Annotated in this window: 14 protein-coding genes; 11 read left to right on the top strand and 3 right to left on the bottom strand. The window is 56.5% G+C overall.

Annotated features, from left to right (window positions below; all coding sequences use genetic code 11):
* Window positions 1–240: 240 nt before the first annotated feature.
* Entirely contained in the window at window positions 241–1,197 is a 957-nt protein-coding gene (gene accA / locus HALA3H3_RS04790; RefSeq protein WP_022520184.1) for an acetyl-CoA carboxylase carboxyl transferase subunit alpha, read from the top strand.
* Window positions 1,178–2,476, top strand: a complete 1,299-nt coding sequence (tilS, locus tag HALA3H3_RS04785) for a tRNA lysidine(34) synthetase TilS (protein ID WP_022520183.1) — start codon at window positions 1,178–1,180, stop codon at window positions 2,474–2,476. The genes accA and tilS overlap by 20 nt, the downstream gene beginning before the upstream one ends.
* On the opposite strand, the gene ppx is transcribed toward tilS, so the two are convergent.
* Window positions 2,451–4,004, bottom strand: a complete 1,554-nt coding sequence (gene ppx / locus HALA3H3_RS04780; RefSeq protein WP_022520182.1) for an exopolyphosphatase — start codon at window positions 4,002–4,004, stop codon at window positions 2,451–2,453. The genes tilS and ppx overlap by 26 nt on opposite strands.
* A gap of 525 nt (window positions 4,005–4,529) precedes the next feature.
* On the opposite strand from ppx, the gene rho reads away from it, so the two are divergent.
* From rho to HALA3H3_RS04750, 7 genes are all read left to right on the top strand, one after another.
* Window positions 4,530–5,789 carry a transcription termination factor Rho gene (gene rho / locus HALA3H3_RS04775; RefSeq protein ID WP_007111700.1) on the top strand — a complete coding sequence of 420 codons (1,260 nt, stop codon included), beginning with the start codon at window positions 4,530–4,532 and terminating at the stop codon, window positions 5,787–5,789.
* A gap of 59 nt (window positions 5,790–5,848) precedes the next feature.
* Entirely contained in the window at window positions 5,849–7,339 is a 1,491-nt protein-coding gene (gene ubiD, locus HALA3H3_RS04770; RefSeq protein WP_009288495.1) for a 4-hydroxy-3-polyprenylbenzoate decarboxylase, read from the top strand.
* A gap of 41 nt (window positions 7,340–7,380) precedes the next feature.
* The gene (locus HALA3H3_RS04765) at window positions 7,381–8,121 is read left to right on the top strand and encodes an FAD-binding oxidoreductase (protein ID WP_022520181.1); all 741 of its coding nucleotides are present in this window, start codon (window positions 7,381–7,383) and stop codon (window positions 8,119–8,121) included.
* 58 nt (window positions 8,122–8,179) lie between these two features.
* Entirely contained in the window at window positions 8,180–8,308 is a 129-nt protein-coding gene (locus tag HALA3H3_RS27590) for a hypothetical protein (protein ID WP_022520180.1), read from the top strand.
* A 543-nt stretch (window positions 8,309–8,851) separates the two neighbouring features.
* Window positions 8,852–9,949 carry a 3-deoxy-7-phosphoheptulonate synthase gene (locus tag HALA3H3_RS04760; protein WP_022520178.1) on the top strand — a complete coding sequence of 366 codons (1,098 nt, stop codon included), beginning with the start codon at window positions 8,852–8,854 and terminating at the stop codon, window positions 9,947–9,949.
* Window positions 9,950–10,029: 80 nt separating this feature from the next.
* Window positions 10,030–10,542 carry a DUF3087 family protein gene (locus tag HALA3H3_RS04755; RefSeq protein WP_022520177.1) on the top strand — a complete coding sequence of 171 codons (513 nt, stop codon included), beginning with the start codon at window positions 10,030–10,032 and terminating at the stop codon, window positions 10,540–10,542.
* 45 nt (window positions 10,543–10,587) lie between these two features.
* Window positions 10,588–11,319: an MliC family protein gene (locus HALA3H3_RS04750; RefSeq protein WP_022520176.1), complete on the top strand. Its 732-nt coding sequence runs from the start codon at window positions 10,588–10,590 to the stop codon at window positions 11,317–11,319.
* 21 nt (window positions 11,320–11,340) lie between these two features.
* Here HALA3H3_RS04750 and HALA3H3_RS04745 read toward each other — a convergent pair whose 3' ends face one another.
* On the bottom strand, window positions 11,341–12,411 hold the full coding sequence (locus HALA3H3_RS04745; RefSeq protein WP_022520175.1) for a metal-dependent hydrolase: 1,071 nt from the start codon (window positions 12,409–12,411) through the stop codon (window positions 11,341–11,343).
* Window positions 12,412–12,539: 128 nt separating this feature from the next.
* Between HALA3H3_RS04745 and gloA the strand changes: the two genes are divergently transcribed.
* Together gloA and HALA3H3_RS04735 are read left to right on the top strand one after the other, a co-directional pair.
* On the top strand, window positions 12,540–12,980 hold the full coding sequence (gloA, locus tag HALA3H3_RS04740; RefSeq protein WP_022520174.1) for a lactoylglutathione lyase: 441 nt from the start codon (window positions 12,540–12,542) through the stop codon (window positions 12,978–12,980).
* Between the two features lie 23 nt (window positions 12,981–13,003).
* Entirely contained in the window at window positions 13,004–13,459 is a 456-nt protein-coding gene (locus tag HALA3H3_RS04735) for an META domain-containing protein (RefSeq protein ID WP_022520173.1), read from the top strand.
* A 9-nt stretch (window positions 13,460–13,468) separates the two neighbouring features.
* On the opposite strand, the gene HALA3H3_RS04730 is transcribed toward HALA3H3_RS04735, so the two are convergent.
* Complete coding sequence (locus tag HALA3H3_RS04730; RefSeq protein WP_053856903.1) at window positions 13,469–14,608, bottom strand: FAD-dependent oxidoreductase; 1,140 nt, start codon at window positions 14,606–14,608, stop codon at window positions 13,469–13,471.
* Window positions 14,609–14,628 lie beyond the last annotated feature (20 nt).

Below are 14,628 nucleotides of genomic sequence, written 5' to 3'. Positions count from 1 at the left end.
CGAGGGTCTTTCGGCCAGGGCCGGAAAATGTTCCTGACAATTCCGGCATTTCCGCCATCCATGGCGGTCAGATGGCGAAAGTAGCGCCCAAGGATGGGTTCACAGCGCCCTCGCGGAGACCTGCCCTCGTGAGATTGCACTCTGTGCATAAGTGAGCCCACCTTGCGTGGCAGGGTCAGGGTGCGATAATACTTATTTTGATCAGGCTTGTTTTTGACAGGCAGCTTACAGGCAGAGCCGATGAATCCTAATTATCTCGATTTTGAACAGCCGATTGCCGAACTTCAGGCAAAAATTGAGGAGCTGCGTCTAGTCAGCTCCGATAGCCAAGTCAACCTTTCCGACGAGATCGCTCGGCTGGAAGAGAAGAGCCGCAAGCTGACGGAATCGATCTTCAAGGATTTGACTCCCTGGCAGGTTTCCCAGCTATCACGGCACCCTCAGCGTCCCTACACGTTGGACTACCTCGAACACATCTTCACCGACTTTGACGAGCTGCACGGTGATCGCAACTTCGCCGATGATGCCGCGCTGGTAGGTGGCATTGCGCGGTTGAATGATGCACCAGTGATGGTGATTGGCCATCAAAAAGGCCGCGATGTAAAAGAGAAAGTGCGCCGCAACTTCGGTATGCCGCGCCCAGAAGGCTACCGCAAAGCGTGCCGTCTGATGGAGATGGCCGAGCGCTTTAAAATGCCGATCCTGACCTTTATCGATACCCCCGGCGCCTATCCCGGTATCGACGCCGAAGAGCGCGGTCAGTCAGAGGCCATCGCCTATAACCTGGCCGTTATGTCGCGGCTGAAAACACCGATTATCTCCACCGTGGTGGGCGAGGGCGGCTCCGGTGGCGCGCTGGCAATTGGCGTCTGCGACGAACTGCAAATGCTGCAGTATTCGACCTACTCGGTGATCTCACCGGAAGGCTGCGCATCGATCTTATGGAAAAGCGCTGAAAAAGCCTCTGACGCCGCTCAGGCTATGGGCATTACCGCCGAGCGACTGAAAGAGCTGGGTTTCGTCGATTCGCTGATCAAAGAGCCGCTCGGTGGTTCCCACCGTCACCCGCTAACCACTGCTGAGCGGGTCAAAGAGGCGCTTACCGCGAGCTTGGGGCGTCTGCAGTCAATGGACACTGACGCGCTGCTGGAGCGTCGCTACAAGCGTTTAATGAGCTATGGCGCCCCAGCCGCTTAATACGCTGCAACGCTTGCTCAACGACGCCCTGGCGGAAACCCCGCCGGGGCGCTCTATTTGGGTGGCACTCTCAGGTGGTTTGGACTCCTGCCTGCTGCTCGCGTTAGCCGCACGGGCCTGCGAACAAGCAGACCGCCATTTGCGGGCTATCCACATTAACCACGGCCTACAGGCAGCAGCGCAGTCGTTCGAGGCGCACTGCCGGGATATGTGTGTGCGTTTGAACGTGCCGCTGACCGTGGTCAATGTGACGGTAGATGCACAAGGTGAAGGCATCGAAGGCGCCGCTCGCAACGCCCGCTATGAGGCTTTTTTGGCCACCATTCCCACTGGCGATACGCTCTGGCTGGCCCAGCACCAGGATGATCAGGCGGAAACCTTTCTGCTCGCCGCTCTGCGCGGCAGCGGGCTACGCGGCCTGGCCGGTATGCCCTATCGCCGGGAGGCCCAAAGTACCACCTTGGTGCGTCCCTGGCTCTCCGTGCACCGAGCTGAACTTGAAGCTGCGGCTGGGCTGCTTGAGTTGCGCTGGTGCGAAGATCCCACCAATCAAGATATTCGCTTTGATCGCAACCGCCTGCGCCATCGAATATTGCCAGCATTGCGCGAGCGCTGGCCCACAGCCGTCGCTGCTTTAGCCAATAGCGCAACCAACGCCGGTGACGCAGATGCGGTGCTTAGCGAGTATTTAGCAGCCGAGCTAAACGAGCTCGTCACCGGAGAAGGGCAGATAGATGCGAGCGCACTTAGTCAGCGCTCCCGTCCCCGCCAGCGGCTGCTGGTGCGTACTCTTTGCCAACAGCAAGGCTTGCCAACACCGCCCCAGAAGCGTTTAGAGAGCCTGCTGGATCAATTGAATGCCAAGGCGGGTGCCGCGGTGTGCGTTGAGTGGCCGGGTGCTCAGGCGCGCCTATGGCGCCAGCGGCTCTATCTGATGGTGCCTTTTGAAGCGTTATCGTCGTGGGAGGTTAGCTGGGATGGTCAAACGCCACTGGAAACGCCTATCGGGCCGCTAGGGTGGCAGGTGGCCTCATTACAAGAGCCGTCTCAACCGCTGAGAGCGACCTGGCGACAAGGTGGGGAGGTTATTCAACTGCCTAAACGAGGGCGGCGCGACCTAAAGCGGTTGCTACAAGAGGCGGATATGCCGCCCTGGGAGCGCCAGCGGCTGGTGGTTATCATGCAGGGTGAGGCGTGTATCGGGGTGGTTTGTCCCCCTGCTCAGCTGTTATGGCAGGCAGAGGGCGTTTGCTTTACACGTCTGACTTCGCCTGCTTAACGATCAGCTTAAAACCGGCGGCTTCCATAAACGCCTGCTCCTGTTCCAGGTCGGTACTCAGCAGGGTGGGTTCATCGCTGGCAGGCAGCGTGATCGTCAAGCTATCGCTGTCAGCGCTTATTTCCGGTAGCGAGGGCGCGGTTTCCGGGCGGGAATGGTTGAGCAAAACGGCTAAACGCAGCAGTCGGGCGAGCTTCTGGGTCGTCTCCTGTTGCGCTTCCGGCAGGGCCTGCCACTCCTTGAGCGGAAATTTACGCCGGTGCGCGCGCACTAAAAACGCCAGTTGGCGCTGTTCAGGGCGTGAAAAACCCGCGAGATCCGAATGCTCCAGCAGGTAGGCGCCGTGGCGATGAAACTGGCTGTGAGAGATCGCCAGGCCGATTTCATGCACGTGGCTAGCCCACTGCAAATAGCGCCCTTGGTCAAGGTTTAGCGACCACGCATGGCGTACCTGCTGAAACAGCCGCTCGGCAGTGTCGGCGACGTTAAGCCCTTGGCGGGTATCAACATCGTAAGTGCGCTGTAGCGACTCCAGGCTTTTCGAGCGCGAGTCTTCGGCGGTATTGCGCCCGGCCATATCGTAGAGCACGCCTTCACGCAGCGCCCCATCGGCAAAACGCATTTGGGTTAAATCAAAGGCTTCAAAAATCGCCCCAAGAATGGCAATCCCCGCCGGGAAAACTTTGGCACGGTCAGCCTTGAGGCCCTCCAGCGCGACTTTATCCAGTTGCTTGCACTTCAGCAGCCGTTCGCGCAGCTTCTTTAAACCGGCGCGAGTGATAACACCCTCGTGGGGCGTATCGCCATAGGCATGCAACACGCTGGCGGCGGCCTTGATCGTGCCGCTGGAGCCGACTGGGTCGTCCCAGCCCAGGCGTTGATAGGGGCGCTGAATGTTGGCGAGCTCTGAAAGAGCGGCGAGCTCGGCGCGGCGCATACGTTTTTCGTTCAACTCGCCGTCGGAGAAGAAGCGTCGGGAAAATGTCACGCAGCCCATGCGCAGGCTCTCCAGCGCTTTGGGCTCAAAAGCTTCACCAATAATGAATTCGGTCGAGCCGCCGCCAATATCGACGATTAATCGGCGGCCATTTTCGGCCAGCGCGTGGGCGGCGCCTAAATAAATCAGCCGAGCCTCTTCGCGGCCGGCGATAATTTCGATGGCGTGGCCTAATTGTGCTTCGGCGCGTTCGATAAATGTTTGGCTATTATCGGCATCGCGTAGCGCATTAGTGCCGACAATGCGCAAATTGGCGTTGGTGATATCGCTTAAAAACGGCGCGAAGCGGCCCAGGCAGTCTAGTGCGCGCTGCATTGACTCTTCGCTGAGCAGGCCATCATCGTCTAAACCCGCGGCGAGCTGCACCTTTTCGCCCAATCGGGCCACCACCTGGAGGCGTTCATGCTGGTAATTGGCCACCAGTAGATGAAAGCTGTTGGAACCCAGGTCTATAGCGGCGAAGCGCTGCGGCGCACCGCTGTCTACCTCAGCGGGAGCGGTGGCAATGGGGAGCGAAATGTCCTTGGGCATGAGCTTTCCTTCGTGTTGGCTGTGCCAAGGTTGCGGCGACCTTTATCTATTGTCAATTGCTAGACACCTAAAGGCTTGCGTTTGTCGCGGCGCTTGACTACCATCGAGCTACTGGCCTGATCTGACCTGGTTAGTTAGCGTGTCCACAAGTACTGCGCAGCTGAGATGAGTCGCTGTTTAGATAAATCATCTTGCATGCGTCGTGCAAGTACGGCACCTTGGTCGCCCCAGACGTTATTCACTGTTTATCCCGTTAGCGTCAGCCAGAATTCCAAGTCGTCAGATAGCCCACTGGTTCAACCACTTTCCTGGGGTAGCCAGATTAAACAAGTGTTAGCACCCTCGAGTTGAGTCTTAATAACAACAAGCAGCAGCGTTGTTAGTTAAGTCCAACGCCGTTCCTTTCATCTTCGAGCGCGTGCCTTTACCGGGGTCTGAACGCATCACACGGCGTCACTTTCACGCCTCCTGTCTTATTCCCGGCGCCTGGCGCCCAGCTTCCATGAGCAACTTTCTAACACACCGATGAATCTCACTGAACTCAAGCAAAAAACCGTTCCCGAGCTCCTCGATATCGCCCGTGAAATGGGTATTGATAACTTGGCCCGTTCGCGCAAGCAGGACATCATTTTCGCCATCCTCAAGAAACACGCCAAAAGTGGCGAGGATATCTATGGCGACGGTGTGCTGGAAATTCTTCAGGATGGCTTCGGCTTCCTGCGTAGCGCTGACAGCTCCTATCTCGCCGGTCCCGACGATATCTACATATCGCCTTCGCAGATCCGCCGTTTCAATCTGCGCAAGGGTGACTCCATTTCCGGCAAAATCCGTCCGCCGAAGGAGGGTGAACGCTACTTCGCCCTGCTGAAGGTCAGTCAAATCAACTTTGACCGTCCGGAAAATGCCAAGCACAAGATCCTGTTTGAGAACTTAACGCCGCTGTTCCCAGACGATCGCATGCGTATGGAGATCGGTAACGGCTCCACGGAAGACCTTACCGCGCGGATCATCGATCTAACCGCGCCGATCGGTAAAGGCCAACGTGGTTTGCTGGTATCGCCGCCCAAGGCGGGTAAAACGCTGATGTTGCAAAACATCGCGACCTCCATCACGCGCAACAACCCAGAGTGTCATCTGATCGTACTGCTGATCGATGAGCGCCCTGAGGAAGTCACCGAAATGTCGCGCACCGTGCGTGGCGAAGTCGTGGCGTCAACCTTTGATGAGCCGCCAGCGCGTCACGTGCAAGTCGCTGAAATGGTTATCGAGAAAGCCAAGCGTTTGGTTGAGCACAAGAAAGACGTGGTCATTCTGCTCGACTCGATTACTCGCTTGGCGCGTGCTTACAACACCGTGGTGCCCAGCTCTGGCAAAGTGCTCACCGGTGGTGTCGATGCCCACGCCCTTGAGAAGCCAAAACGCTTCTTTGGTGCGGCGCGTAATATCGAAGAGGGTGGCAGCCTGACGATTATCGCCACGGCGCTGGTCGATACTGGCTCCAAAATGGACGAAGTCATCTTCGAAGAGTTCAAGGGTACCGGTAACATGGAAGCCCACCTGGATCGCAAGCTGGCTGAGCGTCGTGTATTCCCGGCGATCAATATCCGTCGGAGTGGCACCCGTCGTGAAGACCTGCTGGCTTCTGAGGATGAAATGCAGCGCATGTGGATTTTGCGCAAGCTGCTCAATCCGATGGAAGACACCGCCGCCACTGAATTCCTGATTGACCGTCTGAAAGATACCAAGACCAATCTTGAGTTCTTTGAAGCGATGAAGCGCCGCTAGCTTGTGGTGTAAAAAAGAGCGCCGCTAACGCGGCGCATTCGCCAGCCAGGGAGCGTGCCTTGAAGTACAAAGACTTGCGTGAGTTCATCGCGGCGCTTGAAGCCCAGGGTGAACTCAAGCGTATTCATGTCGAAGTCGATCCTTACCTGGAAATCACCGAAATTTGCGACCGCACGCTGCGTGCCGGTGGCCCGGCGTTGCTGTTTGAAAACGTCAAAGGCCACGACATGCCGCTGTTGGGCAACCTGTTTGGCACCCCTAAACGGGTTGCGCTAGGCATGGGCCAAGAATCGGTAGAAGCGCTCAGAGAAGTGGGTAAGCTGTTGGCGTTTCTCAAAGAGCCTGATCCGCCGAAAGGCTTGAAAGACGCCTGGGACAAGCTGCCGATCTTCAAGCAAGTACTCAGCATGGGGCCGAAAAACGTCAAGCATGCGCCGGTACAGGAAGTGGTCTATGAAGACGACGAAGTCGATCTCGGCCTGCTGCCGATTCAGCACTGCTGGCCTGGCGATGCGGGGCCACTGGTCACCTGGCCACTGGTGATTACTAAAGGGCCGCACAAGAAGCGCCAGAACCTAGGGATTTACCGTCAGCAGAAGATTGGCAAGAACCGCCTGATCATGCGCTGGCTCTCCCATCGTGGCGGCGCGCTGGATTTTCTGGAGTTCCAGAAAGCCCACCCAGGCGAGCCTTTCCCGGTTGCGGTGGCGCTTGGCGCTGACCCGGCGACGATTTTGGGCGCCGTCACCCCCGTGCCGGATTCGCTTTCAGAATACGCCTTTGCGGGCCTACTGCGCGGTTCGCGTACCGAGCTGGTGAAGTGCGGTCATGCGGATCTTGATGTGCCCGCGTCCAGCGAGATTATCCTCGAAGGCTTTATCTATCCCGATGATATGGCGGCGGAAGGCCCCTTTGGTGACCACACCGGTTACTACAATGAGGTCGACCACTTCCCGGTGTTTACCATCACGCGGATGACCATGCGCCGTGATGCGATCTATCACTCGACCTATACGGGACGTCCGCCGGATGAGCCGGCGATTCTCGGTGTGGCGCTGAATGAAGTCTTTGTGCCCATTCTGTGTAAGCAGTTTCCCGAAATCGTCGACTTCTACCTGCCACCGGAAGGCTGCTCTTACCGTATGGCAGTGGTCACCATGAAGAAGCAGTACCCCGGCCACGCCAAGCGCGTGATGATGGGGGTATGGAGCTTTCTGCGTCAGTTTATGTACACCAAGTTTGTGATTGTGCTGGATGACGACGTGGACGCACGCAATTGGGAAGATGTTATCTGGGCGATCACCACCCGGATGGATCCCGCGCGGGATACTGTAATGGTCGAAAATACCCCCATTGATTATCTCGATTTCGCTTCGCCGGTCTCAGGTCTTGGCTCGAAAATGGGGCTTGATGCCACCAATAAGTGGCCAGGAGAAACTGACCGTGAATGGGGCACCCCGATTGTGATGGACGATGCCGTTAAAGCGCGCGTGGATGAACGCTGGGAAGCGCTGGGGATTGGTCTTGAATTGCCGCCCTCTCGCCGCTGAATGCGATGTATCGCTGACCAAATTTGTAAAAAGAGGCTTTCATGAGTGCAAGGACGTTGACTTGCCAAGTCACCGAGGTTGAGAACTTAAGCCCCGATGTGTTTGGCGTGACGCTAACTGGGCGCGCCGAAGCCATGCAGCATGCGCCGGGACAATATTTAGAGCTTAAGCTGGATGACACCACCTGGGTGCCGTTTTCGATCGCCAGTGCCGATCGTAGCGATGGTGTTATCGAGCTGCATATTCAACACTGGCCGGAGCGGGATAACTCAGCGCGGCTGCGGGAACTGCTGCAGGTAGCCAATCAGCTCACGCTGCGTTTGCCCGGCGGTGAGTGCGTGCTTGATCGTGAGAGCGAAAGACCGCTGCTGCTGATTGCAGCAGGAACCGGTTTCTCCCAGATGAAAGCCATTGTCGAAGCGGTACTGCATGAACAGCCCGAACGAGAAGTTTCGCTGTGGTGGGCCGCCCGCGAACACCGCGACCTCTATTTAGAGCAACTGGCCAGCCAGTGGGCGCAAGCCCACGCCAATATCTGCTTTCATGCGGTAACTGAATCGCCTTTAGAAGAGCCGTTAGCAGCGGGAGAGCGAATTAGCCATCATCTGGGACGTATTGATCAGGTGTTGAAAACGGCAGATATCACGCCAGAGACCCACGATGTTTATATCTCGGGTTCGCCCAATATGGTGTATGCCTGCCTGGATGTGCTCGACACAAAAGGCATAAAGCTTGAGCGGGTGTTTTCGGATGTGTTTGCCTACGCCCCCCGTTCTACTTAATATGATCACAGCGTTGTAACGCTCCCCCTGATATAGCGTTGGTAAAAAGGAGGCTAACATGGCCCATCACGACGAAAACTTTAAAGACGATTCTGGTTTCCTGTCCATCTTTCTAGGCTTGGTGGTGCTGGTAAGTATGAGCGCGTTGCCCGCTACTATTGGTTGGGTACAAGCTTTTGGTGGTTGAGTGTTGCCATTTGCAGCGCTTGCAGGCAGGATAAAACGACAACGCCATGGCGGCAGCCCTGTCAAACGATTTACAGGGGCTAGTTATTGCCAGCGTAACTAACAGAATCTAGCGGAATATGGGCATGCAACGACTAACCACACCACATACAGTGAACCCACAACCAGAATTGGTTGGTGGTTTTGTGTTTTATGGGTATTGGTTTAGCTACGGTGTGCCCCTGGCCGACGCCTAACGTCGCGCCACCAGGCACACCACTCGGTTGCCTGCCGCAAGCACAGAAGCCCCGGTCGGTAACCCCGCCGGGGCTTCTGGCGTTTTGGGGCCTAGTGAGTTTCGGCAATAGTTATTCACCATTATTTCATCAAGGAGCAGCATCATGATTTATCGCGCACTGACTAACGCTTTCGCTACCAGCTTTGTGGGTTATGGCTATAGCTGGCGATTTAGCGACGCGCGGTCGGTGCTAGCTGCCACCTCCGACCGTGTTCACTTGGGTGGTCACACAACCATACGATGTCACACGATTGCGGAGAATTAATCATGAATGCGCCTGTCAGCCCTGTTATTAATAAAACCGTTGTATCCACTGCCCATGCTACTTCCCGGCTAACGCCTTCAGCGCCTGAGCCCAGTGCAAAGCGGCTGCCTACCCCCGCCGAACTCAGACAACGTATCTCGTTAAGCGCCCCGCTAAGTGAGCAAATTGCCCGCCAGCGACACGCCGTACAGCAAATTTTGAGTGGTCACGATGATCGCCTGCTCGTTGTCGTTGGCCCTTGCTCCGTTCACGACCCAGATGCAGCGCTGGAATACGCCGACCGCCTGGCTGCATTAAGCGAAGAGATCAGCGAACGTATTTTGCCGGTCATGCGCGTCTACGTTGAAAAGCCGCGCACTACCGTGGGCTGGAAAGGGCTGGCCTACGACCCAGGCTTGGATGGCAGTGGTGATATGCCACGTGGTTTGGCGCTCTCTCGTGAACTGATGCATGCCGTAGCCGCTCGCGGCTTGCCGGTGGCTACCGAGCTTTTACAACCGATGCTGGCACACTACGTAGACGATTTACTAAGCTGGGTAGCGATTGGCGCACGCACCACCGAGTCGCAGTTGCACCGTGAGCTGGCCAGTGATTTGTCAGCGGCGGTGGGGTTCAAAAATGCCACCAGTGGCGATGTACAAGTGGCTATCGATGCCATGAGTGCGGCGGCCCACCCGCACCAGCGTTTCGCGGTAGACCCGCAAGGCTACCCGATCGTCCAGCAAACTGCAGGCAACCCGCACACCCACGTAGTGTTGCGTGGCGGGCACGGTGAGCCTAACTATCAGGCACAACACGTACGTGCAGCAACCACTGCGCTGTGTAATGCTGGGCAAAACCCACGGCTAATGGTGGATTGCAGCCATGCCAATGCGCGTAAAGACCATCGCCGCCAGAGTGAAGTGATGCTGGATGTATTGGCGCAGCGTCAGGCAGGCGAAGCCAACCTGGTCGCGCTGATGCTGGAAAGTCACCTGTTCGAAGGCAAGCAGCCGCTCAAGCCTGGCGCCATGCGCTACGGCGTATCGGTCACCGACGCCTGCGTGGGCTGGGAAACGACCGAACACTTACTCAAAACGGCCGCGGAGCGTTTGGCGTAATTGCTTTTGTAAACGCTATTACTTGTTTGCCCTGGCCAGCCCCGTATCATAGGACGTTTGCAGCGATAATGAGGCTGGCCATGGTATTTACCCTAGAACATCACGACCCCGAGACCTACCGCCGCAAAGCCCGCATGATCAGCTTTGCCATGGCGGGGCAACTGATTATTTTTGGCCTCCTGTTCTCAATGCTCCTTACCTCCACCTTTGGCAGCAGCCTATGGCTCAATGCCCTAGGCGTGCTACTTGGGCTATTGGCCACCAGCGCGCTATTTGCCGTGTTGCGTGAGCGCCCATGGATGACGGAGGTGCGCTATGTCTGGCAACTCAAACATCATTTGTCGCAAGTCAGTGGCTATCTTTCGCAACTGCGCAAAGCGGTGGAAGAGAGCAACCGCACGGCGCTGGATCTGCTCACTTTCTATCACCAGGGCATGGCGCAGTTGGCGGAGCTTAATGGGCGCACTACCGATGATGACGCCGAACGGCTAGCGGAAAAAATGCAGGTTAAAATCAAACGCGAAGAGCTGGGGTTGCCCCCGCAGGTGGAAAGTATCGATACGCATGATCTGCAGGCGTTCAAACGTGGGTAAGAAGTTCAGCAAGCAATAGAATTAGTTATATAGGGAGCATGGCATATGAATACGTTAAAAGCATGGGGTGGGGCCATCGCCGCAGTCGGTATGATGGTGATACTCGGGGGGTGTGCAGCCACGCCCTCCACAGAAACTAAAGCCGCTAACCAAGCAACGCTGGATAACCGGGCACCCTTTCTGCCCTCGGCGCTTTTTCCCGGCTCTGCCCAGCGTTTTGATGCGTGGCACTGCGAACCCGCTCAGCAGCACTTAGTGGCTGCCACCAACGCCAACGATTTGCGCCTATGGTCGCTGCACGGCGCATGGCGGTTGCCCCAAGCCGTCGTGGCCAGCGGCGCCCGCTACCAAGATGGTGAGATCAGCTTCTGGAACCGGGGTGACGAGGCGCTAGTGGAAACGCCACGAGGGCAGCTGCAGTGCTCGCTGGCCGAGCAGCGTGACGCCTTAACCCGAGCTGAAAAGCCCGGCGTGATGTTCTTTGGTCAGGGTAACGAACCGGGCTGGACGGTTGCGTTAGCAAATGACACGCCGACACTGACGATGGAAACGAACTACGGGGAAGAGCGTCTCCAGCTACCTTATATGGTTAGTGTGATGGACAATGAAGCTGGTCGAGTCGTGATTGAAAACGCTGACGTGGAGCCCTTTTTCCGCGTGCGTATCGATGCTGGGGCCTGTTTCGATAATATGAGCGGCAAGCCTTTTCCCGCTCGCGTTACGCTGACCTATGGCGGGGAGCAATATAGCGGCTGTGGCCAAGGTATTGCTCCCTAAGGAATCTAATAAAGCGCTAGCTCAGCAGCGATAAACCACACGCTCGGCCCGCCACTCATGCGCCTCGAAATCGCTGGCGCACAGGGCCGAGGTGTTACCTGCGGCACGAGCGGCGAGGCGCGATAGCGTTTGCATCTGAATACCGCGGGTACTCTCCAACTGTTCGCTTACCGCAAGCGGTGCCCAGTGTTCTTCCTCTAACGTTGCCAGGGTAAAGCTAAACGGATGGAAGCCTGGGAAGCCGAGCCGAATATCGGTGGCGATCAGCGTCTCTTTTCCTTCTAGCAGCCGCGTTTCATAGCGTAAAAAAGAACCCGCAAACCACATTAAACGCTCTCCCTGTTGGCTGGCCAGGGCGAACGTCTCTAGCCCAGCGTTACGAATTAATGGTTCGAAACGCGGTTGACGGTCGCCGTCAAACACACTAATCAGGCTTTCATGGTAGCGATCCCCGTCGATCACCGTGGCGCGCCATAGCACAATGTTAAACGGCGTTGGCTGTATCAGTAGCGGAGCCTCTTCAAGACCCTGTTCTGCCAGGGCAGGGGCAAGACGTTGCTCTACCACTAATTTCGCCCCTGCTGCCATCATTAGGTAAACACTTGTGATGACCAGTCCCCATGTGCAGGCTTTACGTACCCGCTGAGAGACCAAGGCAACGCCCAAGGTAAATAGCAGCGGCAGTGTATAGAGCGGATCGATAATAAAAATAATCGGCCACGCGGTGGGAGCGAGATCAAGAGGCCAAAGCAACTGGGTGCCGTAAGTGGTTAGTGCATCAAGCAGAGGATGGGTAATCAGAATAAGCGCAAAAAAGCACCACCAGCGGGGTAGGCTAATATCTTTTGCAGGAGCAAATCGTGTGCATAGCAGCGCCAACAGGGTGGCTAACCCTGTTAGTACAAAAAGCGAATGGCTAAAACCGCGATGCTCGGTGACATTAGCCACAGCGTCGCCATAATCCAGCGCTACATCAAAATCGGGCAGGGTGCCGAGTACGGCACCGATAAGGATGGCCTTACGGCCAAGGCGTCGGCCCAGTACGGCCCCGCCAATGGCTGCGCCAAGCGCGGCTTGAGTGACTGAATCCACAGGTTTCTCCGACGGGTAAACCCAGCTAAGATAAACGTTATAATTTAATTATACAGCGTTGCAGCGATTTATTTCTGTTGTCACGTTTTTGTAAAGTATGACCAAGGCCGTTTTTAACAGGAGTCGATATGCAATATCTACATACCATGGTGCGTGTCAGTGACCTGAATGCTTCGCTGCATTTTTACTGCGATCTGCTGGGTCTTAAAGAAGTTCGCCGAAAAGAGAACGAGAAAGGACGCTTCACGCTAGTGTTTCTGGCCGCACCAGAAGATGAGCCACGCTCAGAGCGGCTGACGGCTCCGGAGCTTGAGCTGACGTATAACTGGGATCCCGAAGAGTACACCGGTGGGCGTAATTTCGGCCACCTAGCCTATCGGGTGGATGACATTTATGCGCTCTGCCAACACCTTCAGGACAACGGCGTGACGATTAACCGCCCACCTCGTGATGGCCATATGGCGTTTGTTAAATCACCGGACGGAATCTCTGTGGAGCTGCTGCAAAAAGGCGATGCCCTGGCACCACAAGAGCCATGGGCTTCTATGGAAAACACCGGTAGCTGGTAACAATGACAAAAGGAACGATCACCATGAAAGGTTGGCGCTTATTACCACTGTTGGCTTCCGCTGCGCTACTGTTAAGTGCTTGTAGCAGTTCGCCGGGGCCAAGTTCTACACCACAACGGGGCGCCAACGATGCCTCGCTTGAGGGCGCCATTGTTGAACAGCGTTGGAACCTACTGTTGGTGGGGACTGATGAGCGGCTCTCTATGCCGGAAACGCCATTTTTCGAGATTTCAAAAGAGGGCAAAGTTAGCGGTTACGACGGCTGTAATCGCTTTACTGGCGAAGCAACACTCGGTGAGAACCAGCGCATTGAGTTTAGCCCGTTAGCCACCACCCGCATGGCGTGCCCGCAAATGGGCGATGCCAAGCGGGTCACGGATATGCTGGAGACCGCCTATCGGTATTTGATTGACCATGATCGATTGGTCTTCTTTGGCCCGGATAGCCGGGTGCTAGGCGGCTGGCGCGAAGGCAACTGATTCAGCCAGTTAGCCTTTAAAAGGCGGATTGAAGCGGGCGATAAAGCGCGCATCAATCCGCTTTTTCCATTGCCATACCCACTTGCCGGAAACTCCAAAGCCACCGCGGCTGGCAATCGCGCGGCCGTCGCCAGTGCCAATGAGTGCCAACACCCGTTTGGGTGGCTGCCAGGGGAGCAACGGTTCGCCGTAGCAGGCACGGCGAAGGTTATCCGCTAAGTGTGGCCCCATGCGCACCGCATAAACCCCTGCGTTAGGCAGCGCTGGGGTAAACGCTGCACAGTCGCCAGCGGCAAACATATTCGGCTGGTCGCTAACCTTCAGTGAATGGTCAACGCGGATAAAGCCGTGTTGATCCAACGGCAGATCAGTCCCTGCCAGCCAAGGGTGGCCGACAGCCCCCGTAGCCCACAGGACGATGTCCGCATCGATGCGTTTACCGTTCTGGGTGGTTACTCCGCCTTCAATCAGCATTTCGCCGCGTTGTTCAACGTGAACGGTAATCCCTGCCTGTGACAGCGCGCGCCGCATTAGCCAGCGTGGCACGCGCCCGGCATCGGGCAAGAGTGCGTTAGAGGCGCTGAGCAAATGCCCCTGCCAATCAATATCCGGACGCTGTTTGCGCAACTGGGCCAGCACGCTCATTAGTGTTTCACAGCCCGCAGCGCCACCGCCAACGCCCACCACCCGTTGGGCACCGCCGCTGGGTAAGTGGCTAATGTCATTTTCCAGTGCCTGCCAGCGCTGGTGCAGACTACTCAATGGGCGCATGGCGAGTAGCTTGGGGAGGTTCTCCCCATGCTGCTGAGGAGACGTCAGGGTCGAACCGATGTTGACGGAGGCCACGTCAAAGTTAACGCGCTCGCCATTTGCCAGCACTACGTAACGCTCCTGGGTGTTGATCGTGTTCGCTGGGGAAAGAATTAGCTGAGCATTGGCTCTTTGGCACAATGCTTCCACGTCGATCTGTGTCTTGCGCAGCGTACACTCCCCCGCTAGCCATGCGGGTACGCTGCCGGAGTAAGCTGCTAAAGGACTATCACTCACCACGGTAATCGCGATGCTTGGTTCAGGCTGTTTGGCAAAGGCTTCGAGTACAAAGGCGTGGGCATGGCCCGCACCCATGAGTAATAATTGCTGCATGGACATCGCCTATAGAAGAAGCAAGG

This window comes from Halomonas sp. A3H3 (genome assembly GCF_000982975.1).
In the GTDB taxonomy this organism is placed as follows: domain Bacteria; phylum Pseudomonadota; class Gammaproteobacteria; order Pseudomonadales; family Halomonadaceae; genus Vreelandella; species Vreelandella titanicae.
This window is presented reverse-complemented; position numbering and strand designations above follow the sequence as displayed.

Bases quoted from the DNA above. Each gene is read 5' to 3' on its own strand.
- HALA3H3_RS04760 (WP_022520178.1), top strand. From the start codon at position 8,852: ATGAATGCGCCTGTCAGCCCTGTTATTAATAAAACCGTTGTATCCACT.
- HALA3H3_RS04765 (WP_022520181.1), top strand. From the start codon at position 7,381: ATGAGTGCAAGGACGTTGACTTGCCAAGTCACCGAGGTTGAGAACTTA.
- ppx (WP_022520182.1), bottom strand. From the start codon at position 4,004: ATGCCCAAGGACATTTCGCTCCCCATTGCCACCGCTCCCGCTGAGGTA.
- gloA (WP_022520174.1), top strand. From the start codon at position 12,540: ATGCAATATCTACATACCATGGTGCGTGTCAGTGACCTGAATGCTTCG.
- accA (WP_022520184.1), top strand. From the start codon at position 241: ATGAATCCTAATTATCTCGATTTTGAACAGCCGATTGCCGAACTTCAG.
- HALA3H3_RS27590 (WP_022520180.1), top strand. From the start codon at position 8,180: ATGGCCCATCACGACGAAAACTTTAAAGACGATTCTGGTTTCCTGTCC.
- HALA3H3_RS04735 (WP_022520173.1), top strand. From the start codon at position 13,004: ATGAAAGGTTGGCGCTTATTACCACTGTTGGCTTCCGCTGCGCTACTG.
- HALA3H3_RS04750 (WP_022520176.1), top strand. From the start codon at position 10,588: ATGAATACGTTAAAAGCATGGGGTGGGGCCATCGCCGCAGTCGGTATG.
- HALA3H3_RS04755 (WP_022520177.1), top strand. From the start codon at position 10,030: ATGGTATTTACCCTAGAACATCACGACCCCGAGACCTACCGCCGCAAA.
- rho (WP_007111700.1), top strand. From the start codon at position 4,530: ATGAATCTCACTGAACTCAAGCAAAAAACCGTTCCCGAGCTCCTCGAT.
- HALA3H3_RS04730 (WP_053856903.1), bottom strand. From the start codon at position 14,608: ATGTCCATGCAGCAATTATTACTCATGGGTGCGGGCCATGCCCACGCC.
- tilS (WP_022520183.1), top strand. From the start codon at position 1,178: ATGGCGCCCCAGCCGCTTAATACGCTGCAACGCTTGCTCAACGACGCC.